We start from the raw sequence: 23,058 nt of genomic DNA on the forward strand, positions 1-23,058 counted from the left end.
TTAGAGCCTGCTGGGTATCCAAGGAGAGAGATTCATTGAAAAAAGCACAATTTCTAACGCCGGTTGTTACTGCTTTTACTGCTGAGGGCAAATTGGACCATCAGGCTAACAAAAATATCTATGATTTTTTAATTAATGGGGGAGTAGACGGTTTAGTCATTATGGGCAGTACTGGAGAGTTTTTCGCCATGAATGATGCCGAGAAGAAAGAATTGATCGACCTTGTGGTTAACCATGTGAATCATCGGACCAAAGTGTATATTGGGACTTCGTGCATGACGGTGGAAGATACGATCCAGCTTTCCAATTATGCAATTGATGCCGGTGCGGATGGTGTTATGATTATCAGTCCATATTATTTTTCACTTTCGGATGAAAGTGTTGAGTACTATTACGATCAGGTTGCCGATTGGGTAAATGGTGATATTTATTTGTATAATTTCCCTGCAAGGACAGGCCATGACTTGTCTCCGCAAGTGACTCTCAATCTCTTGAGGAAACATAAGAATATTAAAGGATATAAAGATACTGTCACGGAAATGACGCATACAAGAGAATTGATTCAAACGGTGCGGGACGAATTCCCTGAATTTATTGTCTACTCCGGATTTGATGAAAACTTTGCCCATAATATACTTTGTGGTGGTAATGGCTGTATTGGGGGGCTCTCCAACTTATATCCAGCAGTATTTTCTGAGTGGGTAAAGGCCATCAACTTGCGTGACCTGGAAAAAGTGGCTGATATCCAAAAGATTGTCGATAAAATGATGGGGCTATACGATATTGGGACTCCGTTTATCCCGATTATGAAGCAAGCGATGGTTCTTCAAGGGATTGAATTAGAGGGATATTGTCAAAAACCGCTTATCCAGCCAAATGACAAACAAATAGAGTCCATCAATCTGCTTTTGCAAGAATTAGATGCATTGATTGTTCAAGTTATTCCTAATTGTAATGGGGTTTTAGTGTAAATTCGTAAATAATAGGTTAGAAAATATGTCCTAAGTAGGAATAGACTTCCTTGGTGTAAGGTGTTATAATCTAGCTAAATAAGGTTATATTATAAAATTGTGTTTTATAATATAAAACTTTTTTGTGTTCTATTCATATTGCACTGGCAGAAAGCCCTTTCTTAGCCAGTGCAGGCACACATAAATAGAGTAAAAGGAGTGAAGTGGAAGGTACAAGGGATACAAAGCACAACGGTCCTGCATTATGGCGTGAAAATGCCATGGAAGGAAATCCATAAAGGTTTTTATCCAGTTTGGTAGATTGGATAATAATATTATCATAACTTTGTTTATAGGACCAACAAACTAAGTATTTGTAAATAATAATTAAAAGGGGAATCAGAATGAATACAAGTGTTGCTCAGCAATTAACAGTAGTTCAACCCGAAAAGATCAAAATGAAGGAAAAGATTGGCTATGGTACGGGTGATTTGGCTTGCAACTTCATTTATCAAACGGTAAGCAGCTATCTATTATTTTTCTATACTGATGTTTTTGGAATAACGGCAGCAGCTGCTGGATTAATGTTCTTAGTTGTTCGGTTAGTTGATGCGGTTCTCGATCCATTTATTGGAGCAGTTATAGATAAGACCAAAACAAAATACGGAAGATTTCGTCCCTATCTTTTATACGGTGCCTTTCCATTTGCGGGTGTAGCGATTCTCTGTTTTACAACTCCAGGATTTTCTGATCCTATGAAACTTGTGTATGCATATGTAACTTATATTTTATTATCGATTACGTATTCAGTGATTAACATTCCTTATGCAGCGCTTACTTCAGCCATAACTCAAGATAACAAAGAAGTCGTTAGCTTGACTTCAGTCCGGATGCTGTTCGGAAACACAGGTGGATTGATCGTTTCCTTCGGTGTACCCCTTTTAGCCGGAATCTTCACAAATATGACTGGAGAAACGGGCTCAGGATGGCAAATCACCATGACAATCATGGGGATTTTAGGAGCTTTTTTGTTGATATACAGCTTTTATAACACAAAGGAACGTGTTCCGCTTAATCATTCAAAAGAAGCAGAGATTAACTTTAAAGATATCTGGATTCAATTAAAAACAAATCGTCCACTATTAATCGTTTGCTTTTTCTTTATACTTAATTTTGGTGTAAACTCCATTGTTAACTCTGTTGGAATTTATTATGTCACGTATAACGTTGCCAGACCGGAATTAGTAAAATGGTATGGTTTAATGGGAACGCTTCCTGCACTTATCCTTATGCCATTAATGCCATTAATGTACAAATGGATGGGTAAGAAGAAGCTATTATTTACAGCTTTATCATTAAAGGCAATCGGCTTAATAGCTCTTTTCCTTATTCCGCCAACCATGGTTCCATTTGTATTTGCAGGACGTTTAATTGCAGCACTAGGTACAATAACTGCAGGTGCATTTACATGGGCGTTAATCCCTGAAACTATCGATTTTGGCGAATATAAGACTGGTAAACGTGCAAGCGGTGTCATTTATGCGTTGGTTGGATTCTTCTTCAAGTTTGGTATGGCAATCGGAGGAATTGTTCCAGGATTAATTTTGGCTAAATTCGGTTATGTTGCTAATCAAGCCCAAACTCCAGAAGCATTAAATGGTATTTTGATTACCATGACTGTCATTCCGGCCGTATTTGTTATCATCGAGCTAGTTGCCATCTTCTTATATAAATTGGATGAAAAGGAACATAAACGAATTCTTAATGTATTAAAAACGAGAGGATGATCACAATGAAAATCCAAAATCCTGTATTAAAAGGTTTTAATCCAGACCCTAGCATTTGCAGGGTCGGGGATGATTATTATATCGCGGTATCTACCTTTGAATGGTTCCCTGGGGTACAAATCCATCATTCTAAGGATCTAGTAAACTGGCATCTTGTATCACGTCCATTAAACCGGGTTTCCCTTATTGATATGAAAGGGAACCCCAATTCCGGCGGAGTGTGGGCACCATGCTTAACCTATGCTGATGACAAATTCTGGTTGATTTATTCCGATGTGAAACAACATTCGGGTGCGTGGAAGGACACTCATAATTACTTGACTACTTGTGAAACGATGGATGGCGATTGGAGCGACCCGATCTATTTGAATAGTTCAGGTTTCGATCCTTCCTTATTCCATGACGTGGATGGGAGAAAATACATCATCAATATGCTTTGGGACCAAAGAACGTATAAACACTCTTTTGGGGGAATTGTCTTACAAGAATATTCTCATCAGGAAGGTCGTTTAATTGGAAAGCCGAAAGTGATTTTTGAAGGAACCGACATTAGACTGACTGAAGGACCGCATTTATATCATATCAATGGTTATTACTATCTGCTGACAGCAGAGGGTGGAACGAGATATGCTCATGCAGCAACACTAGCAAGATCAAAAAATATTGAAGGACCTTATGAGTTGCACCCAGATCATCCATTCCTTACTTCCTGGCATGATCCTAGAAATCCTTTGCAAAGATGCGGACATGCCTCTATTGTTCAAACACATACAGATGAATGGTATTTAGCGCATCTCACTGGCAGACCGCTGCCTAAAGATGATAAACCGGTACTTGATTATCGAGGTTTTTGTCCACTGGGGAGAGAGACGGCCATTCAAAAACTTGAATGGCGAGACGGCTGGCCATACGTTGTGGGAGGAAAACAAGGCTCTGTTGAAGTAGAAGCACCAAAGATGGAAGAAGTTAAATGGGAAAGAGATTATGACGAAGTTGATCACTTTGACAGCCCAACATTGAACCATCATTATCAGTCCTTAAGGATTCCATTAACAGATGATATTATGTCCTTAACTGACAGACTGGGGAATTTACGCCTTTATGGAAAAGAGTCATTAACGTCATGCTTTACGCAAGCCCTGGTTGCCCGTCGCTGGCAGTCCTTCCATTTTGAAGCTGGTACAGCGGTTTCCTTCCAGCCAAATACATTCCAACAGGCTGCAGGCTTGGTTTGCTATTATAATACAGAAAATTGGACATCTGTTCAAATTACCTGGAATGAAGAAAAGGGCCGGATCATTGATATCATGAATTGTGATAATTTTGCTTTCTCACAACCGCTTCAAGGGTCAGAAATTCAAGTTCCAGAATCGGTTGAGTATGTTCATTTAAAAGTTAAAGTCAAAAAACATACCTTTCAATTCGCTTATTCTTTTGATAACGAAACTTGGACGGATATACCTGTCACCTTTGAATCTTATAAACTATCGGACGAATATGTCCGGCTTAATGGATTTACGGGAGCATTTGTTGGTATGCATTGTCAAGATACAAGCGGAACAAGTCAACCTGCTGATTTTGACTATTTTTCATATAAAGAAATTTAGTACATTGCATTGAAGGGAAGGGAATAGTTATGGACTTGCTTCAAGTAAAAAATGAAAAAATTACTGATTCTACTGGTAACACCATTCAACTAAGAGGCACATGTATTGGCGGATGGATGAATATGGAGGACTTTATTAATGGCTATACTGGGACGGAGCACGCTCTTCGTCATACTGTTGCAGAAGTGATTGGTAAAGAAAAAGCTGAATTTTTATTTGACCGGATGCTGCATTACTTTTTCGGTGAAGATGATATTCAGTTTATTAAAAGCTGGGGAGCAACTACCATACGCATTCCTTTAAATTATCGTCATTTTGAGGATGATGAGGCACCCTTTACTTACAAGGAATCAGGATTTAAACGCTTAGACAAGATCATTGATTTATGCGAAAAGTATGGGCTTTACGTTATACTTGACCTTCATGCTGTGCAGGGCTTCCAAAATACTCACTGGCATTCCGATAATGATGTACGTCATAGTTTTTTCTGGCATGATAAAACGTATCAAGACAGATTTGTCTCTTTATGGGAAGAGTTTGCTCGACGTTACAAAGGAAGAGGAGTTATTGCTGGGTATAATGTTATGAATGAACCATGTGTGAATACACCTCATGGCGATTTCCCACATACATTCTTTGGCAATTATCAACCGGACTGGGACAGGATGAATCGTATTTATCGACGCGTCGTTGAAGCAATTCGCGCAATCGACCCAGACCACATTATTTTCCTAGAGGGGGATAACTATTCAAAGCTGTTTGCTGGTTTAGAGGCTCCCTTTGCAAAAAATCTTGTATACAGCAGCCATAACTATACGGCAGCCGGTTTCGGGCCAGGGGCTTATCCAGGAGTAGCTGACGCGAAGACAGCCCGTGTAGAAAGTGGAAAGTATTGGGATAAGGCTGTCCAAGAGGAAGTATTTTATGATCATCAAGGTACAAAGTTTGCACAAAAATATCATGTGCCTTTATGGGTAGGGGAATTCGGTTCCGTTTATAATGGACCAGAAAATGAAATTATGGATCGTCTGGGTGCGATGGATGACCAACTTAGTATCTTTGAAGAATTTGGAGCACATTGGACCACTTGGACGTATAAAGATGTCGGTGTAATGGGATTAGTGACACTTGATCCAGAATCGGAATACATGCAGAAGCTTTCTTCCATTTTTAAAATGAAACATGCATTAAATACGGACGATTGGATGATTTGGCTGCCAGGCTTTAAGGCAAGACAATCTGTTGAGGAATTAGCTAACCATTTGGAAGAGGTGGTCAATCCGGAAATGTCTCACGCGTATAATCTTTCCAGCCTTTCTCAAGTCATTCTGACTGTCTATGCCGGCGCACTAATCCAGCCAGAGTACGCAAAGATTTTTAAAGAACTTTCTGAGGAAGAAATTGACCTGATCATGCAATCGTTCTCCTTTAAAAACTGTAAAGTTAACGAAGGCTTGCTCGAGGTATTGAAAAAACACACATATGAAAAAGTTGAGGTAGAAAATAATTAGCAGTAAATGAAGAGTGTCCCCATTTCCCGAGTGAAGGAAAAATAGGGCTAAGCAGTAAATGAAAAGCGTCCCCATTTCCCGAGTGAAGGGAAATGGGAATTAAGCGGTAAATAAAGCGTGTCTCCATTTCCTAAGTGAAGGAAAAAGGGGACTAAGCGGTAAATAAAGAGTGTCCCCATTTCCCAAGTGGAGGGAAAAAGGGGGTAAGCGGTAAATGAAGAGTGTCTCCATTTCCCGAGTGAAGGGAAATGGGGATTAAGCGGTAAATGAAGAGTGTCCAGTCCAGCAAAATTAGGAGATTTCTTCTTCGCATCAACTAAAAATAGAGCATTTGATAACCTTGAAAAAACATCTGAAAATGCGATCAGATTAATGTATATAGTGTATAAATAAATGGGGATGAAAAAAAGGAATTATGGCAGATGAAGCTCATGTAAAAAATACTTTCTTAAACTTAGTTTATCTAATAGACAAACTAAGTTTATGGTGCTATAATCTGATTAGAAAGTGAAAGCATTTGCAAAGTTATTCTGAACCCATAAAACTCTAGGAGGAATAATCTCATGGCTTATTTCGAAACAATTAATAAAATTCAATTTGAAGGTGCAGCATCTAAAAATCCATTAGCATTTAAGTATTATAATCCAGAAGAAAAAATAAATGGCAAGACAATGGAAGAAATTCTTCGTTTCTCTGTAGCATATTGGCACACATTTACTGCAGATGGTACCGATCCATTTGGTGTAGGTACAGCAATCCGTTCGTGGGATCACCTGAAAGGATTAGATTTAGCGAAAGCACGTGTGGAAGCTGCATTTGAACTTTTTGAAAAATTAAATGTTCCTTTCTTTGCTTTCCATGACGTTGATATTGCTCCTGAAGGAAGCACGTTGCAAGAAACAAACGAGAACCAAGATGTAATCGTTGCAATGATAAAAGAATACATGAAAACCAGCAAGACAAAATTATTGTGGAATACGGCAAACATGTTTACTAACCCTAGATATGTTCATGGAGCGGCTACTGCTCCGAATGCAGATGTGTTTGCTTACTCTGCAGCGAAAGTGAAAAAAGCGTTAGAAGTAGCAAAAGAGCTTGGAGCAGAAAACTATGTATTCTGGGGCGGCCGTGAAGGGTACGAAACACTTCTCAATACAGACATGAAGCTGGAACAAGATAACTTAGCACGCTTCTTTCATATGGCAGTAGATTATTCGAAAGAAATTGGTTTAAACGTTCCATTCCTAATTGAGCCAAAACCAAAAGAGCCTACTAAACATCAATATGATTTCGATGTGGCTACTGGTCTAGCATTCTTGCAAAAATATGATTTAACAGACTACTTCAAGTTTAATATCGAAGCGAACCACGCTACTTTAGCTGGTCACACGTTCGAACATGAATTAAGAACAGCTCGTATTAACGGAATGCTTGGTTCTGTCGATGCCAACCAAGGGGATACACTGCTTGGATGGGATACAGATGAATTTCCAACTGACTTATATACAAATACATTAGCTATGTACGAAATTTTGAAGAATGGCGGCTTAGGAAAAGGCGGCTTAAACTTCGATGCAAAAGTAAGAAGAGGTTCATTCGAAGCAGAAGACCTATTCCACGCACACATTGCAGGTATGGACGCATTTGCGATTGGCCTAAAAGTTGCTAACAAGTTAATCGAAGATAAAGTTCTTGATAGCTTTATTGAAGAGCGTTACAGCAGCTATACAAATGGAATTGGCTTAGACATCGTAGAAGGAAAAACAAACTTCCGTGAACTTGAAGCATATGCTCTTCAATTAACAGAAATTAAAAACATCTCAGGCAGAACAGAGCGCCTAAAAGCTTTAATTAATCAATATCTACTAGAAACACTTTCAAGTGTAACTGTTTAATAACTACTTAATATAATCATCAAAAATGTGCTGGCAGTCTATTACTCCAGCACATTTTTATAGGATAGGCTGTGTTAAAGGTTCGCGTTGATTTTAACACTCTGTTGATTGGAGAGGAAGGCGCGAAGACTCCTGCGGGAGTACGGGGCAGGGGAGACCCCGCAGGCGCTGAAAGCGCCGAGGAGGCTCCCCGCAACGCCCGCGGAAAGCAAAGCGCCTGGAACGGAAATCAACAGACAAGTTTAACACAGCTATAAGGAAAGGATGATACGGATGAAATACGTAATTGGAGTTGACCTTGGAACGAGTGCCGTAAAGATATTACTTGTCAATCAACATGGTGAAGTTTGCAAAGAAGTGTCTAAATCATATCCTCTTATTATTGAAAAATCAGGCTATAGCGAACAAGACCCGGAAGAATGGGTAGACAAAACCTCGGCAGGATTAGCAGAGCTTATTGAACAATTCGATGGAGACATAAATGATATCGAGGGCATCTCTTTCTCTGGGCAGATGCATGGCCTTGTTTTATTAGATGAAAACAACCAAGTACTAAGAAATGCCATTCTGTGGAATGACACAAGGACGAGTAAACAATGCCAGGAGATTTACGAAGTTGTTGGCAGTCAGCGTTTATTAGAAGTAACGAAAAACCCTGCGCTTGAGGGCTTTACTTTACCTAAAATCCTCTGGGTAAAAGAAAACGAACCTGAAGTATTTGAACGGGCCAGCGTATTCTTGCTTCCAAAGGATTATTTGCGTTACCGAATGACTGGAAATATCCATATGGAGTACTCTGATGCTGCAGGGACTTTATTGTTAAATGTAGCCAATCGTAATTGGAGCAATGAATTAATTGAAACGTTCGGTTTAACGGCTGATTTCTGCCCTCCACTGGTAGAATCACATGCATTTGTGGGTACGGTTAAAGCTGAATTTGCCCAAGAAACGGGATTGTCTGATGCGGTAAAAGTTTTCGCAGGTGGAGCGGACAATGCCTGCGGTGCAATTGGTTCAGGGATTTTGGCGGAAGGTAAAACCTTATGCAGTATCGGTACTTCGGGCGTTGTTCTTTCCTATGAAGAACGAAATGACCTCGATTTTGAGGGGAAGGTTCATTATTTTAATCACGGTGAAGAAAATGCTTACTATACGATGGGAGTAACGCTCGCAGCCGGCTATAGTTTAAGCTGGTTTAAAGATACGTTTGCTAAGGAAGAGGCATTTGAACAGTTATTAGCAGGTGTGGATGAAGTACCGGCAGGAAGCAACGGTTTATTATTTACTCCTTATCTTGTAGGGGAAAGAACACCGCATGCGGATTCAACCATTCGCGGCAGTTTTATAGGTGTCGATGCTTCCCATGAGCGTAAGCACTTTGCCCGTGCAGTGCTTGAAGGTATTACCTTCTCCTTGCATGAATCGATTGAGATTTTTAGAAGCAGCGGTAAGACGATTGATTCTATTATTTCTATTGGCGGCGGAGCGAAAAATGACACATGGCTGCAAATGCAGGCAGATATTTTTAACGCAAAAATTGAAAAGCTTACAAGCGAGCAAGGTCCTGGAATGGGGGCAGCGATGTTAGCTGCTTACGGCTGCGGCTGGTATCCTTCCCTAAAAGAATGTGCGCAAGAATTTATTCAAACTTCAAAAACCTATACTCCGATTCAGGAAAATGTGGAAGCATATAAAAAGCTATTTACCATTTATCAACATGTTTATCCACAAACAAAGGAATTGAATGAGCAATTAAGAGAGTTTAGAAAGTAACGGAGAGCTGGCCTGGGTCAGCTCTCTTTATAAAGGAGTGATTAAAAAATGAATTATCGTGAATTAGGTAATACAGGAATCATGATTAGTGAGGTTAGTTTTGGCACATGGGCAATCGGTGGTGCTTGGGGGAAAACAAATGACACAGAAGCACTGAAATCTTTGGAATATGCCATTGACCAGGGGGTTAATTTTTTTGATACGGCCGATGTATATGGGGACGGTCATAGTGAAGAGTTACTGGCCAAAGCCACAAAAGGCAGGGAAGACCAGATTTATGTCGCAACAAAGTTCTGCCGTCAGGGTGATATTCATGATCCCAAAAATTATAGCTATGAAAAAGTTAGTGCCTATTGTGAAGATAGCCTTCGCCGTTTGAATAGAGAGGCGATTGATTTGTATCAAATTCACTGCCCGGCAACGGAGATTTTAAAAGATGGCAGTGTTTTTGAAGTACTGGATCGGCTAAAGCAGGAAGGAAAAATCCGTCAATATGGAGTTAGTGTGGAAACCGTTGAAGAAGGGTTAATTTGTTTGGAATATCCAAATGTTAAGAGCCTGCAAATCATCTTTAATATGTTCCGCCAAAAGCCATTAGAGAAATTAATCCCGGAGGCTTATCAAAAAGGGGCAGGGCTTCTTGTTAGATTACCGCTTGCCAGCGGTCTGCTTACTGGTAAGTTTACGGCCCAGCATGTTTTTGAAGCCGATGACCACCGCCATTTTAATGAAAATGGGGAGGCTTTTAATGTAGGAGAAACCTTTGCAGGCCTTGGATTCCGAAAGGGAGTAGAATTAGCTGATCAGTTAAGGTGGATTGGCGAAGGCAGGAAATCGATGGCAAGTGCGGCACTGCGCTGGATTTTAGACCAAAAAGAAATTACTTGTATTATTCCTGGGTTTAAAAATGTGAAACAGGTCGAGGACAATCTCTCAGCACTTGAGACAAAACCTTTTTCAGAAGATGAAATGCAAGAGATTGAACGTTTCTATCAGGAAAAAGTAAAGGGTCATATTAGAGGTCCGTATTAAGGGGTGCTCACATTATGATTAACGAAGTTCATACATCTCGTAAGGCAGTGGCGATTACGTTTGATGATGGGCCCAATCCCATCTACACACCTCAAGTATTAGAGATATTTTCGGAGGCAGCTGGGAAAGCTACCTTCTTTATGATTGGTGATCAAATGAAGAAAAATCCTGAGGTGGTAAAACAAGTGGCTGCCCTAGGACATGAAATCGGAAATCATACGTTTACCCACCCGAAATTATCTCTGTTAAGCACTGCTGAATGTTTAGAGGAAATCGAACAAAATGAAGTATTAATAAAGGAGCTGACCGGACGAAAGCCAGTTGTCTTCCGTCCTCCTTACCTCGATTATAATCAGGACACAGTTTCATTACTCATGCAGAAGGGATATCCGATGATTGGTGCAATAAATTTAGAGGCACAGGACTGGGAACAGCCCGGTGTGATGCATATCCTGGAAAAATCAAGAGAAGGGATCAAAAATGGCAGTATTTTCATTTTTCATGATGGCTATGGGGACCGTTCAGAAACGATAGAAGCAGTTCGAATGCTAGTTACCGAGTTGACATTACAAGGGTATCAACTTGTAACGGTGAGTGAACTATTAAAATGGGCATAAAAAGAGGAAGCACATTAAGAGTTTGTGCTTCCTCTTGCTACTTCAGTTTCTAATCGTATGAGTGTTAAGCTGCGGCCTGCCCTTTTTTCTTTTCGATTTTTTGAAAGGCTAGATAACAGGATGCCATGATGATTCCCGCCGTAATGCTCCCGCCAAAGATAAACCATAGTGCGGGTATAAACCTCATGACAAAGATTGCAGCGATAAATCCAATAATCATTATCATGTTAGGAACCGGATTCACTATCATGATGAAGAAAGCGTTTTTAAACATCTGGCTAAATTTCACTTCATAGTGAACGTAAACGGGGAATATATACAATACCGTCATAATCATCGCGAAAATAATTAAGTATAAAGGAATTTGAATGCTTGTACCGATTTTGATATAGTTCAAATCAATATAAATAATACTGGCTAATATAGTGAGAGCCAATCCTAATCCATTACTTCTAAGAAACTCTTTTTTATAGGTGCTCCAAAAGGTTTGAAACACTGGGATATCACTTTCACCCATAATCCATTTCCGAATAACCGTAAACATCGCAGTGGTTGCAGGGCTAATTCCAAACAACCCGAGTCCAAGGAGAGAGCAGCCAATCCATAATAGATTCACATAGGCGAATTTAGTGATCCACTCGGTCAGGGTATATAGACCACTCATCGATAGCTTATTCATAAAAAGTCCCCTTCTGATGATGCTTAGTTTTATACAATTATAGACCATTGAAGCTATATTGAACATGACCAACTTTTAAAAAAATTGACATATCTTTGATTTTTAAACTAATTTAACAGAATTTTACAATTTTTCTATATAGCAGGTAAAAACTATCCTAGAAGGGCGATTATATGTTCTCAAGATTACAAAAATGGAACACATTACGAAATCAAATACTCGTCGTATTTTTAGTCGTTATGGTAATTGTTTTATTGATTGTCGGACTGTTAACTTTTAATAAAGTGTCCACGTTGCTTAAAAATAATGCCGAAAAACAAATTCAACAGACAGCAGTAGAGGCAAATGGAAGATTAGAATCTTTGTATAAACAAATTAACATGGCTTCGAAGCTAGTCATGACGAATGATACGATTCAACGGACCTTAACTAAGGCATATGGAGGGAACCCTATTTCTTTTGCCGAACGCCAGCAATTAAAAGGAATTGTGAATACCATTCAAGCTAATACAGAGGGGATTTTTTCCTTTGAACTTTATACCAATATGATGAACAGTTTAGTTCCAATAGATGATACGAATCTAGTCACTAGGATTGACGGGAAGTGGATCCAGCAGGCTGATAGCGCGCATGGACGACTGGTTTGGATTGGTGATGATCCGCGTAACTCAGATAACATCCTTGCCTTAAGACGCGTGAATTTAATGGGTCGCGGCTATGCAAATGGCGGATATCTGCTCATTAGTATTTATAGAAATTATCTACAGTTTGTCGACCTAGATGAAACCAAAATTGAGAACCAGTATTCGATATTATTAGATCAAAATTCAATGGTGATCCTATCAAATTACAATAGGCCTCTCGAGCCGATTATAAAGAATGCAGCTCCAACTCTTTCTTTAAACAACCAGGAGTATATGATGACAAAACAAACGTCTAATGAAACCGGGTGGACAATGGTCATCTTAACCCCTGTTAAGGCACTTACAAAAGGAATTAATGTATTACGCTCGGTAATTATTATATCTGGGATTATTGGCTTCATTATCTTTTTAATTAGTTCACTCTTCCTATCGACGTTTATTACAAGGCCGATTATTAAATTAACAAAAACGATGCAGCAGGCAAGCGCAGGCTTATTAACAATGAACCCCAGTGTAAACACGGTCAATGAAATCAGTGAATTAAATAGTACTTATAATCAACTGGTTAAAGAAACCAATCATCTGATTAAAATGGTATATCAAAAGGAAATTACCCGAAACCGCAGTGAATTAAAAGCATTGCAAGCACAAATTAATCCCCATTTTCTGTTTAATACATTGGATGCCCTTAAGTGGACGCTAGAGGATAAAGATGAGGAAGAACTGGCAGAGTTTGTCGTTGCCATGTCCAATTTATTCCGTTATACGATCACCAAGCAAAACGATGGAGATTGGGTTTCTATAAAGGACGAAATCCAACATATTGAAAACTATATGGAGATTATGAAGATGCGTTTCGGCGACCACTTAAAATGGAAGTTAAACATGCCTCTTGAAGCAGGGCATGTGAAAATTCCAAAGCTGTTAATCCAGCCATTAGTCGAAAATGCGGTTCTCCATGGAGCAGGAAATACAATGCAGCCATGTACGATATCGGTAACGATCCAGCCCTCGGCGGATCATGAGTACCTGCAAATACTTGTAGAGGATGACGGTCCAGGAATCCATCCGGAAAAATTAGATTCGATAAAACAGGCCATTCAATCAGGCGGGATCATCTCTAAAAGCGGCAGCGGAATGGCAATTTCCAATGTACACAAGCGTTTAGAATTATACTATCCTGATCGTCTAAGAAGTGGACTTACTATTATGAGTGAAGTGAACATTGGAACAACAGTTTCATTTGTCATACCGGTAAAGGGGGAGGAAAGCCATGTTGAAGACAAAGACAATTTTAATCGTAGATGATGAACCAAGAACACGCCAAGGGCTCAAGAAAACATTGGATACTTGGGCAAATGGGCAATATCAAATAAAGATAGCTTCGAATGGAGAAGAAGCGATTGAACTGATGAAGCAACAACAAAAAGTGCATATCCTCATCACAGACATCCATATGCCAGAAATAACGGGTTTACAATTATTAAAAATCGCCAAAGAACAAAATATATCCCCGGTCATCATTGTGATTTCGGCATATTCTGAGTTTGAGTATGCCCAGGAAGCCCTTCGTTTAGGTGTTATTAACTATTTACTAAAACCCATTAGTAAAAAAGCGTTAATAGAGGCCGTAGAGGAAGCGGTTCAAACGGTGGAGAAAAAGGAACGGGCGGGATTGATTGAGAAAGTGGTGGATACGAAACTCGTTGATGCAAATGCCCAAATTCCTTCTAATCGTGAACCTGTCAGGGAAGCGATAGATTATATCAACAACCATTTAAAAAATGAGCTATCCCAAAAGGAAGTAGCCGATCATGTACATTTAAATCCAAGTTATTTAAGTGTCCTATTTAAAGAGCATGTCAAATTAACCTTCAGTGAATATGTAACCCGGCGAAGAATCCAGCGAGCAAAGGAACTATTGGTATCTACTAATCTTCCCATTAACGATATTGCAGAAGAATCCGGGTATAAAACGGCAAAATATTTTATTAAGATCTTTAAAGAACTAGAGGGAATGACACCAAGTGCATACCGAAAGGATAATAATGAAAGGGCTTTCTAAAAATAGTAGTATTTTTCCTAATCGTTGTGACCTATTTTTCAGAACTGTCTGAATGTAGACTATAAGTGTAAGGAATATTTAGAAAAGGTCATAGGGGGAATCACATTGTTAAAAAAGAAAACGGTTGCAATATTTATGTCTGTAATCATGCTTGTCTCTCTAGTGCTTGCGGGTTGCTCTTCCTCAAGTTCAACCAAGGAAAGCAGTTCAGATGACAAAAAAGTTATTAAATTCATGCATTTATGGCCGGAAGGCAGCTCGAATGCTCAATTCTCCATAGTAAAAGACATCATTAGTGAATATGAAAAAGATCATAATGTAAAAATTGAAACAGAAATTTTAAATCCTGATCAATACAGAGAAAAGCTTAAGGTGTTAGCTTCATCTAATGAGCTTCCTGATATTGGGATGACTTGGTCAGATGGGTTCATTAAGCCTTATGTAGAAGGTAATATGTTAGCACCGCTAGATGATATCGTAAGCGGAGATGCAGATCTTAAAGATGCATTTATCCCAGGTGTTAAAGAATCATATGCAGTGGACGGAAAAACATATGGTCTTCCACTAGAATTAAATATTTCCTACGTGTTCTACAACAAAGAAATTTTCAAAAAATATAATCTCGAAGTTCCAAAGACTTTCTCCGAGTATAAACATGTTGTGAAAACTTTAGCAGAAAATGGTGTGATTCCTGCGACGGTTGGTGCAAAAGACGGCTGGCCAGCATCTTTCTGGTTTATGTATCTAGCTGACCGGATTGGCGGATCTACCATTCTAACAGATGTAATAAAAGGGAAAGCAAAAATGGATGATCCGGCTATCGTAAAAGCAGCTGAAGAGGTACAAAACCTAGTTGATATGGGTGGTTTTGTTAAAGGCGCTAGCGCATTATCAAATGACGATGCTAAAGGATATTTCATGAACGAACAAGCAGCGATGTTCTTAACAGCTACATGGGAGTTACCGAACTACACAACAAGCCCAGATGTTAAGCAAGAATTTAAAGATAAGATTGGCTATTTCAAGTTCCCAACTTATGAAGGCGGAAAAGGGACAAGCATCAACAGCTATGTAGGCGGCCCTGGAGTTGGTCTATTCGTAGCAAAAGATTCTAAAGTTCAAAAGGAAGCAAAAGATTTTGTGGGCTATCTTGTGAAGAGATGGGGAGAAAAATCAGTTACCGATGCTGGTGTGATTCCTGCAACGAAAGTAGACACATCTAAGCTGGACCTTGCACCAATGTACATTGATATCTTGAAAGATTTAAGTGAAGCATCAAACGTAACAACATATTTTGATACTCAAGCAAGCCCGGCTGTAGCAGAATTACACCACGATTTAATGACAGCTCTATTCGGAAAACAAGTGACACCGAAGGATTTTGTTAAACAGCATGCGGATGAACTTGCTAAAGAGAAAAAGTAAAAATTGGCCTAATAAATCCAAATGAAGGGGGCATACAGGTTATGCCCTCTATCATTTTAACTTCTTTTCAAATGGCTGTGTTAAAGATTAATGTTAATATTTGCACTCTGTTGATTGGAGTGGAAGGCACGAAGACTCCTGCGGGAGTACGGGGCAGGGGAGACCCCGCAGGCGCTAAAAGCGCCGAGGAGGCTTCCCGGCACGCCCGCGAACCGCTCGTGCCTGGAACGGAAATCAACAGACAAGTTTAACACAGCCTCTCAAATAAGAAAGGAGTATTCAGATGAGAAGTGTAATGTCAAATAAATGGGTAATCAGCCTGTATGTACTTCCTGCCTTAATTCTTATTCTCTTATTAATCTATATCCCAATTGTCTTAACTGGATATTATGGTTTGATGGACTGGAACGGCATCGGAAAGATGAAGTTTATTGGTTTAGAAAATTACATTGAATTAACAAAGGACACAAAGTTTTGGCAAAGTGCATGGCATTCCCTGTTACTCGGTCTTTTTTCAACTCTAAGCTTGGTGGGTTATTTAATTTTATCCTTGATTTTAGCAAGTAAAATCAAAGGTGCTAACTTTTTAAGAAAAATCTACTTAATCCCGATGTTATTATCTTCAGTAGCAATCGGACAGCTTTGGGCGAAGATTTTTGACCCAACGAACGGTATGCTTAACAGATTGCTAGTGTTGGTTGGCGTTGAAAATCCTCCGCTTTGGCTAGCGGATTCTAAAATAGTATTATTTGCGCTATTCCTTCCAATCGTTTGGCAATTTGCAGGTTTCTACATCATTATTTTCTATGCAGCGTTAAAAAATGTTCCTGAAGAACTGATTGAAGCGGCGAAAATAGATGGGGCAACTCCGATTCAAATTGCTTATAAAATTAAGGTTCCTCTTATTGCAGGTGTCATAAAAGTCATGGTGATCCTAGCCATTGTCGGTTCGTTAAAATACTTTGATTTGATTTTCGTCTTAACCGGAGGCGGTCCTAACGGTGCGAGTGAGGTAATGGCATCTTACATGTATACAGAAGCATTTAGTAAATATAACTTCGGTTACGGAAGCGCGATTGGATTTGGCCTATTGATCATTTGTCTTGTGGTAACATGGTTCATTCAAAAATTACTTAATACAAAAGATGTTGACTATTAAAAAGGGGAGTGAAAAGGATGAGTAAGGTTGCAGTTGAAATACAAAAAACGACCCTATCAGCTTCTTATAAAACAAGTAAATCATTAGGAAACAAAATAGGATACGGAATCTTGTACTTTGCCCTGGCAGTCATTGCGATTATTCAGGTTTATCCGCTGGCATGGCTATTCCTGTTTTCCTTAAAGACCAATCAAGAAGTTTTTGGAATGTCACCGTTTGCGCTGCCACATGCTCCGCAATGGGGCAACTATGCAAAGGCTTGGACAGCGGGTCACATCGATGTATATTTCTTTAACAGTGTGTTGTACACGGTCGCCGCGGTTGTACTTACAGTGATTCTTGCGAGCTTTGTAACGTTCGCAATCACAAGAATGGAATGGAAATTAAGTGGATTGGTTCTAGGATTGTTTATGGCCGGATATATGATTCCACTTCATTCAACTTTAATTCCATTATTTAATTTCTTTAAAACGGCCAATATGATTGATAATCCAATGTCCGTGATCCTATCGTATGTAGCCTTTAACTTGCCGATTACGATTATGATTCTATCAGGATTTTACAGGACAATCCCAAGGGAGATTGAAGAGGCAGCAGTTGTGGACGGCTGTTCGATCCACCGAATCTTCTTCCAAATTACACTTCCAATGACAGTACCTGTTCTCTCTACTACTGTCATTATCAACATGATTTACAACTGGAATGAATTCGTATTTGTTAACACATTCCTAAGCTCTGATAAATGGAAAACCATCACTGTTGGGGTAAACAACTTCGTAGGGCAATATTTGACTGACTGGGGTGCGATTGGTGCAACGCTAATGATCAGTATTATCCCAGTATTGATTGCGTACTTTATTTTAAGTGACCGTATTGTAGAAGGTATTGCAGCGGGATCTGTAAAAGGGTAATATTTGGAAAAAAGGGAATAGGTTCGTTTTGAGGTGCTTTTCTTAAAATACGTGCCGAAATAACAGTTGTATTGGTATATAAAAAGTAAAACTCGCCATATTAATTAATTGGCGAGTTTCTTTATTTGGAATACCAAAACCTTATTTAACTAAAACCTCATCTTAATGCATGAAAACAACTCACTTCTATTTAATTAGGATGTCTTTTCTCTCGAGTAACAAGCAAAAAAGTAAAATAAGCGAAGATTTTCCGGTTAAGTGCAGTATGGAACTCGTTTTCGGGGTAAATAAGCGGAGGTTTTCCGGTTATGCAAAGCAGAATCTCCCATTTACGAACTTTTCAGGCCAATAGGCGGAATCTCTCCGACTATTTAAGCGTTTTTTAATAGTTTTTATTAATTAAGCGGAATCTTTCCGTCTATTTCATAGATCGGGTACAAACCTGATAATGAACCTAAACTGCAACCACTTCATCAATCAGGTATGGCCTTATTACTGTCTCTTACTAGTTCTAAAAATACGCTTAACGCTTTAGTCTGGAATGGGGATCGTAAGACAATTGAAAATTTCCGTTTAATTGGAAGTTGTTTTACGTTTATGACATGTAAAGAGCCCATTGAACATTCCTTACGAATCGCCCAGTAAGAAAGTAGACTAACACCAAGACCTGCTTCTACAGATTCCTTAATTAGTTGTGTACTTCCAAACTCCAATGTTTTTTTCGGAATGACTTCACATAATCTGAACATTTTCTCAGTCACTTCTCTAGTTCCAGAACCATTTTCCCTGACAATCCACGTTTCTTCCTCTAATTCTGATATGTTAATTTCATCATTTTTTTGTGCCAAGCTATGTTTTGGCGATGCCACCAGATACATGGAATCTTCTGCAAAAGGTTCGATTACTAAATTTTTATCTTTGAAATCCCCTTCGACAATTCCTACATCTAATTGGTGCTCCAAAACTAATTTTGCTATCTCTTTTGTATTCCCGATCGTAATAGTTGGAGTGATTAATGGATATTTCTTGTACATTTTTGCAATAACATGCGGCAAAACGTATTCTCCATATGTATAACTGGCACCAATTGAAAGCGGTCCACTCGACTTGTTGGTTAGATCATCTATTAAGTAATGCATTTTTGTGTAGAGACCTAATATCTCTTTTGCATGATGATAGACAATTTCCCCAGCTTTATTTAAGCGTACAAATTTATTACTGCGCTCTAATAATTTTGTCCCCATGGTACGCTCAAAAGATTGAATATATTGGCTTACTGCAGGTTGAGTCATATGTAATTCTTCTGCTGCACGTGAAAAGTTTTCCATCTCAACTACCGTTACGAAGACTTGTAACTGTTGATCCATTTTTATCCCCCCTTTTTCCGTTTATTTTTTATTATATAGTTTTACTTATGATAAGTATCATAAATAATTATTTTTCTTATGCATGGAAAAGGTTTAGTCTGAGATTGTAAATAAATATAGGTGGTGATGGTATGGAAGCGCAATACACTAGAGTAAATAAAGAGCCTATCCAGCCCCTAAAGAAAACCTCGTCTTTTGGCCAATGGATCGGTGGAATTGGCTTTACCTTTATGATTGCCTTACTGGGCTACTTATTGGCAAAAACGCCTGGATTTGATCATGTTGGTCAACTAGCATCCGCGATTGTGATCGCAGTCATGTATCGGCAATTTTTTGGTTACCCTGAACTCCTCCGTTCAGGTATAGGATTTTCTTCAAAAAGATTATTACGGTTTGCGATTATTTTGTATGGACTTAAGCTCAATATAAGTATGGTTTTACAGGATGGTTTAGGATTACTGGTTCGAGATACTGGGGTTATTATCTTTGCTATCTTGGTAACATTAGGGCTAGCTCGATTGTTGAAAGCAGATAAAAATATATCACTTCTACTTGGAATAGGTACAGGGGTGTGTGGCGCGGCAGCCATAGCTGCGATAGCACCAATTATTAAATCAAAAGATGAAGATACCGCAATGGGTGTTGGTATTATAGCTTTAGTTGGGACGATTTTTGCGATTTCTTATACGATATTACGGCCCTTTCTAGCGTTGTCAGACATAGATTATGGCATTTGGTCAGGAATTAGCTTACATGAAATTGCGCACGTAGCCTTAGCTGCAGCACCAGGGGGACAAGATGCACTAGCTATTGGTTTACTTGCAAAATTAGGTCGAGTGTTTTTACTTGTTCCACTGTGCATTCTTTTGATGTACATCATGAAAAGGAAAAGCTCTAGGGATGAATGTTCTGAAACGAAGGTTGAATTTCCATGGTTTTTAATAGGGTTCATTATCATGAGCATTATTGGAAGTTATGTTCTTGGTACAACTATTCCAGTATCAAGTGAATTTATGAATGGTATTTCCAAGCTTACTACCTGGTATTTAACAGCAGCAATGGTCGGACTTGGATTAAATGTAAGTCTTCGGGATCTTCGTACGAAAGCATTAAAACCGTTAATCGCGATGGGGATTACATCGATCTGTCTTTCCATTCTAGCTTACTTTATTGTATAGGGGAATTTAGGGCCGGTTAGCTTTAATATTGATAATGTAAAAAGCTTGAGGACAAAAATTTTTCCCAAGCTTTTTTTATTTCTAGTTAATTAGCTTGATCGGTAAATGGTGCTATCCCTATCAGAGGTAACACAATATTAGTTGAATCAAATAATAGAAATAGCATAAAGAAGCATCGTACTTCTGCTTACATGATTTGACAAAAACGTAATTTACCAATAGTATCACAATTAATTCGAACTTCTTTATAGGAGAGATATAGATGAAAATTTATGTGGATGCGGATGCTTGTCCTGTAAAGGATATTATTATTTCGGAAGGAGGGAAAGCAGGAATTCCTGTTATCCTTGTTACGAGTTTTTCGCACTTTTCTAATGCGGAACAACCTTCAGGAGTGGATATTATTTATGTTGATTCTGGAGCGGATGCTGCCGATTATCGGATTATGAAGTTAGTCGAATCAGGTGATATGATTGTTACGCAAGATTATGGATTAGCATCGCTAGGTTTACCAAAAGGCTGTATCGTCCTTCACCACAAAGGATTTAGGTATACCAATGAAAACATTGATCAATTATTACAAACACGATACTTAAGTGCAATGGCTCGAAAAGGCGGAAAGCGGACAAAGGGACCAAAGCCGTTTACGGCAGAAGATCGGGAGCAATTTAGGAGGCTTTTTAAACAAGCTATTTCTAAAAAAAATAACTAAATCTATCGTTTAAAATTTTAGCCATATTCAATTACCTGATATAATCATTAATAAGGCAAGTACAATCGCTGGAGTAAATATTTCCTTACTATTGCTATTATCTCCAATCTATCGATTTTATCATGTTGTAATTATATATATTTGCTAACTTTATTTTAAAAACTTTGAAATAAAAGCTCTTACCCATTTTAACTTTAATTGGGAAATTCATTTGGAATTGGAAAGAATATTGTGAAAAAATATACATCTAATTTCCAAAATTAATGTTAAAATGTATATATTACTTTTGGAGGTTAAGAACCATGCAAAAAACATTGGATAACACAAAGACTGACCAAAAAGACAAACAAGTTCCAACAACATTTTCACGAACAAATCCGTTTCAAGCAAAAATTCTTAAAAACATTAATATAAATGGTGCAGGCTCTAGTAAAGAAACAAGGCATATTGAGTTATCACTAAAAGGGTCGGGGCTTTCTTATGTGCCAGGTGATGCCCTTGGTATTATTCCTTCAAATGATCCAGAACTTGTTGCTTCCCTGCTTGAAGAGATGCACTGGGATGAAGCAACGCCTGTAACAATCAATAAGCAAGGTGAAACACTTCCACTAATGGAAGCGTTAACTACCTATTTTGAAATTACACTGCTATCTAAAAAGGTCTTACAGCAGGCAGCTGCCTTTACAGAAAACGAAGAGTTACAAAAGCTCATCCAGGTTGAAAATGCAGCCCAATTGAAGGAATATTGCTATGGGCGGGATTTACTTGATATGGTACGTGAATTCGGTCCATGGAAAGCAACTGCTCAAGAATTTGTCTCTATTTTAAGAAAAATGACGGCGCGGCTCTACTCGATTGCGAGCAGCATTGCAGCGAATCCAGAGGAAGTTCATTTAACTATCGGTGCTGTACGCTACACGGCTCATGGACGCGACCGTAAAGGGGTTTGCTCTGTGTTATGTGCGGAACGTGTGAATGAAGGAGATACGCTTCCTGTTTTTATACAAGCAAATAAACATTTTCATCTGCCAGAGTCTCAAGATACTGATATTATTATGGTTGGACCTGGGACAGGTATTGCACCATTCCGTTCTTTTATACAGGAACGTACAGTGAATAGAGGAACAGGCCGCTCGTGGCTATTTTTTGGGGACCAGCATGCAGCTTCTGATTTCCTTTATAAAGATGAGTTGGAACAATATCTGCAAGAGGGAGTACTTTCTAAATTAGATACGGCCTTCTCTCGCGATGGCGCTCAAAAAGTATATGTTCAACATAAAATGCAAGAACACAGTAAAGAAATATTCGAGTGGCTGCAAACAGGTGCTTATTTCTATGTGTGTGGAGATAAGGAATACATGGCGAAGGACGTCCATGAAACACTTACTAACATAATTGAGAAAGAGGGTTCCATGAGCCGCGATGAAGCAGAAGCGTATCTGAAAGATATGCAGAAGCAAGGGCGTTATCAGCGTGATGTGTATTAAATGGTAAGTAAATATATTTACAAACGACCTTTGTCCCGTTCGGTATGAAGGTTGTTTGTCTTGTTTCAGGATTAATGTGAATTTGTTGCTGCTCAATAGAGTTTCCAAAAGCAAAAAATGATTTCTAGTCTTAATGAACCTTTTATTTCTCTATCTTTCTTTAATCGAGGCATTAGTCTGAATGATTCGTCTTTTTCTAACAGTATTGACACTTTTCCGACATAATTATAGAATAGCACTGAACATATGAATCAACTAA

At 38.8% G+C, this 23,058-nt stretch carries 20 protein-coding genes; 18 read left to right on the forward strand and 2 right to left on the reverse strand.

Features of this window, described 5'->3' with window-relative positions; all coding sequences use genetic code 11:
- Nucleotides 1-35 precede the first annotated feature (35 nt).
- From ACE198_RS00525 to ACE198_RS00565, 9 genes are all read left to right on the forward strand, one after another.
- Nucleotides 36-971 (forward strand): dihydrodipicolinate synthase family protein, encoded by a 936-nt coding sequence (locus ACE198_RS00525; RefSeq protein WP_375374306.1) that lies wholly within the window; start codon nt 36-38, stop codon nt 969-971.
- 383 nt (nt 972-1,354) lie between these two features.
- Entirely contained in the window at nt 1,355-2,737 is a 1,383-nt protein-coding gene (locus ACE198_RS00530) for a glycoside-pentoside-hexuronide (GPH):cation symporter (protein WP_251461962.1), read from the forward strand.
- A 5-nt stretch (nt 2,738-2,742) separates the two neighbouring features.
- Nucleotides 2,743-4,344 (forward strand): glycoside hydrolase family 43 protein, encoded by a 1,602-nt coding sequence (locus tag ACE198_RS00535; protein WP_375374307.1) that lies wholly within the window; start codon nt 2,743-2,745, stop codon nt 4,342-4,344.
- A gap of 29 nt (nt 4,345-4,373) precedes the next feature.
- Nucleotides 4,374-5,855, forward strand: coding sequence for a glycoside hydrolase family 5 protein (locus tag ACE198_RS00540; RefSeq protein ID WP_375374308.1), 1,482 nt, complete (start codon nt 4,374-4,376; stop codon nt 5,853-5,855).
- Nucleotides 5,856-6,418: 563 nt separating this feature from the next.
- A complete protein-coding gene (xylA, locus tag ACE198_RS00545; protein ID WP_098576050.1) occupies nt 6,419-7,750 on the forward strand; it encodes a xylose isomerase in 1,332 nt (443 codons plus the stop codon).
- Between the two features lie 71 nt (nt 7,751-7,821).
- Complete coding sequence (locus ACE198_RS00550; protein WP_251461953.1) at nt 7,822-8,007, forward strand: hypothetical protein; 186 nt, start codon at nt 7,822-7,824, stop codon at nt 8,005-8,007.
- A 16-nt stretch (nt 8,008-8,023) separates the two neighbouring features.
- Nucleotides 8,024-9,523 (forward strand): xylulokinase, encoded by a 1,500-nt coding sequence (xylB, locus tag ACE198_RS00555; protein WP_375374309.1) that lies wholly within the window; start codon nt 8,024-8,026, stop codon nt 9,521-9,523.
- Nucleotides 9,524-9,571: 48 nt separating this feature from the next.
- A complete protein-coding gene (locus ACE198_RS00560) occupies nt 9,572-10,555 on the forward strand; it encodes an aldo/keto reductase (protein WP_375374310.1) in 984 nt (327 codons plus the stop codon).
- Between the two features lie 14 nt (nt 10,556-10,569).
- Nucleotides 10,570-11,172, forward strand: coding sequence for a polysaccharide deacetylase family protein (locus tag ACE198_RS00565; RefSeq protein ID WP_375374311.1), 603 nt, complete (start codon nt 10,570-10,572; stop codon nt 11,170-11,172).
- Between the two features lie 64 nt (nt 11,173-11,236).
- Here the strand turns inward: ACE198_RS00565 and ACE198_RS00570 are convergent, their stop codons facing one another.
- Nucleotides 11,237-11,851 (reverse strand): YesL family protein, encoded by a 615-nt coding sequence (locus ACE198_RS00570; protein ID WP_098576046.1) that lies wholly within the window; start codon nt 11,849-11,851, stop codon nt 11,237-11,239.
- Nucleotides 11,852-12,024: 173 nt separating this feature from the next.
- On the opposite strand from ACE198_RS00570, the gene ACE198_RS00575 reads away from it, so the two are divergent.
- The 6 genes from ACE198_RS00575 to ACE198_RS00600 all read left to right on the forward strand — a co-directional run bounded on the left by ACE198_RS00575 (nt 12,025) and on the right by ACE198_RS00600 (nt 18,055).
- Nucleotides 12,025-13,803, forward strand: coding sequence for a sensor histidine kinase (locus ACE198_RS00575; RefSeq protein WP_375374312.1), 1,779 nt, complete (start codon nt 12,025-12,027; stop codon nt 13,801-13,803).
- On the forward strand, nt 13,769-14,560 hold the full coding sequence (locus ACE198_RS00580; protein ID WP_375374313.1) for a response regulator transcription factor: 792 nt from the start codon (nt 13,769-13,771) through the stop codon (nt 14,558-14,560). The genes ACE198_RS00575 and ACE198_RS00580 overlap by 35 nt, the downstream gene beginning before the upstream one ends.
- Before the next feature lie 135 nt (nt 14,561-14,695).
- Nucleotides 14,696-15,985 carry an extracellular solute-binding protein gene (locus tag ACE198_RS00585; protein WP_375374484.1) on the forward strand — a complete coding sequence of 430 codons (1,290 nt, stop codon included), beginning with the start codon at nt 14,696-14,698 and terminating at the stop codon, nt 15,983-15,985.
- A gap of 41 nt (nt 15,986-16,026) precedes the next feature.
- Nucleotides 16,027-16,236, forward strand: a complete 210-nt coding sequence (locus ACE198_RS00590) for a hypothetical protein (protein WP_375374314.1) — start codon at nt 16,027-16,029, stop codon at nt 16,234-16,236.
- Nucleotides 16,237-16,268: 32 nt separating this feature from the next.
- Nucleotides 16,269-17,144 (forward strand): carbohydrate ABC transporter permease, encoded by an 876-nt coding sequence (locus ACE198_RS00595; protein WP_375374315.1) that lies wholly within the window; start codon nt 16,269-16,271, stop codon nt 17,142-17,144.
- A gap of 17 nt (nt 17,145-17,161) precedes the next feature.
- The gene (locus ACE198_RS00600; protein ID WP_375374316.1) at nt 17,162-18,055 is read left to right on the forward strand and encodes a carbohydrate ABC transporter permease; all 894 of its coding nucleotides are present in this window, start codon (nt 17,162-17,164) and stop codon (nt 18,053-18,055) included.
- A gap of 473 nt (nt 18,056-18,528) precedes the next feature.
- Here the strand turns inward: ACE198_RS00600 and ACE198_RS00605 are convergent, their stop codons facing one another.
- Nucleotides 18,529-19,422, reverse strand: a complete 894-nt coding sequence (locus ACE198_RS00605; RefSeq protein WP_375374317.1) for a LysR family transcriptional regulator — start codon at nt 19,420-19,422, stop codon at nt 18,529-18,531.
- Between the two features lie 131 nt (nt 19,423-19,553).
- Here ACE198_RS00605 and ACE198_RS00610 point away from each other — a divergent pair, with 131 nt between their 5' ends.
- The 3 genes from ACE198_RS00610 to ACE198_RS00620 all read left to right on the forward strand — a co-directional run bounded on the left by ACE198_RS00610 (nt 19,554) and on the right by ACE198_RS00620 (nt 22,799).
- Nucleotides 19,554-20,600: a YeiH family protein gene (locus ACE198_RS00610; RefSeq protein WP_375374318.1), complete on the forward strand. Its 1,047-nt coding sequence runs from the start codon at nt 19,554-19,556 to the stop codon at nt 20,598-20,600.
- Between the two features lie 262 nt (nt 20,601-20,862).
- Nucleotides 20,863-21,312, forward strand: a complete 450-nt coding sequence (locus ACE198_RS00615) for a YaiI/YqxD family protein (protein ID WP_098576025.1) — start codon at nt 20,863-20,865, stop codon at nt 21,310-21,312.
- A 302-nt stretch (nt 21,313-21,614) separates the two neighbouring features.
- The gene (locus tag ACE198_RS00620; RefSeq protein ID WP_375374319.1) at nt 21,615-22,799 is read left to right on the forward strand and encodes a sulfite reductase subunit alpha; all 1,185 of its coding nucleotides are present in this window, start codon (nt 21,615-21,617) and stop codon (nt 22,797-22,799) included.
- Nucleotides 22,800-23,058 lie beyond the last annotated feature (259 nt).

Source organism: Neobacillus sp. KR4-4 (genome assembly GCF_042136325.1).
Classification (GTDB): Bacteria; Bacillota; Bacilli; order Bacillales; family Cytobacillaceae; genus Neobacillus.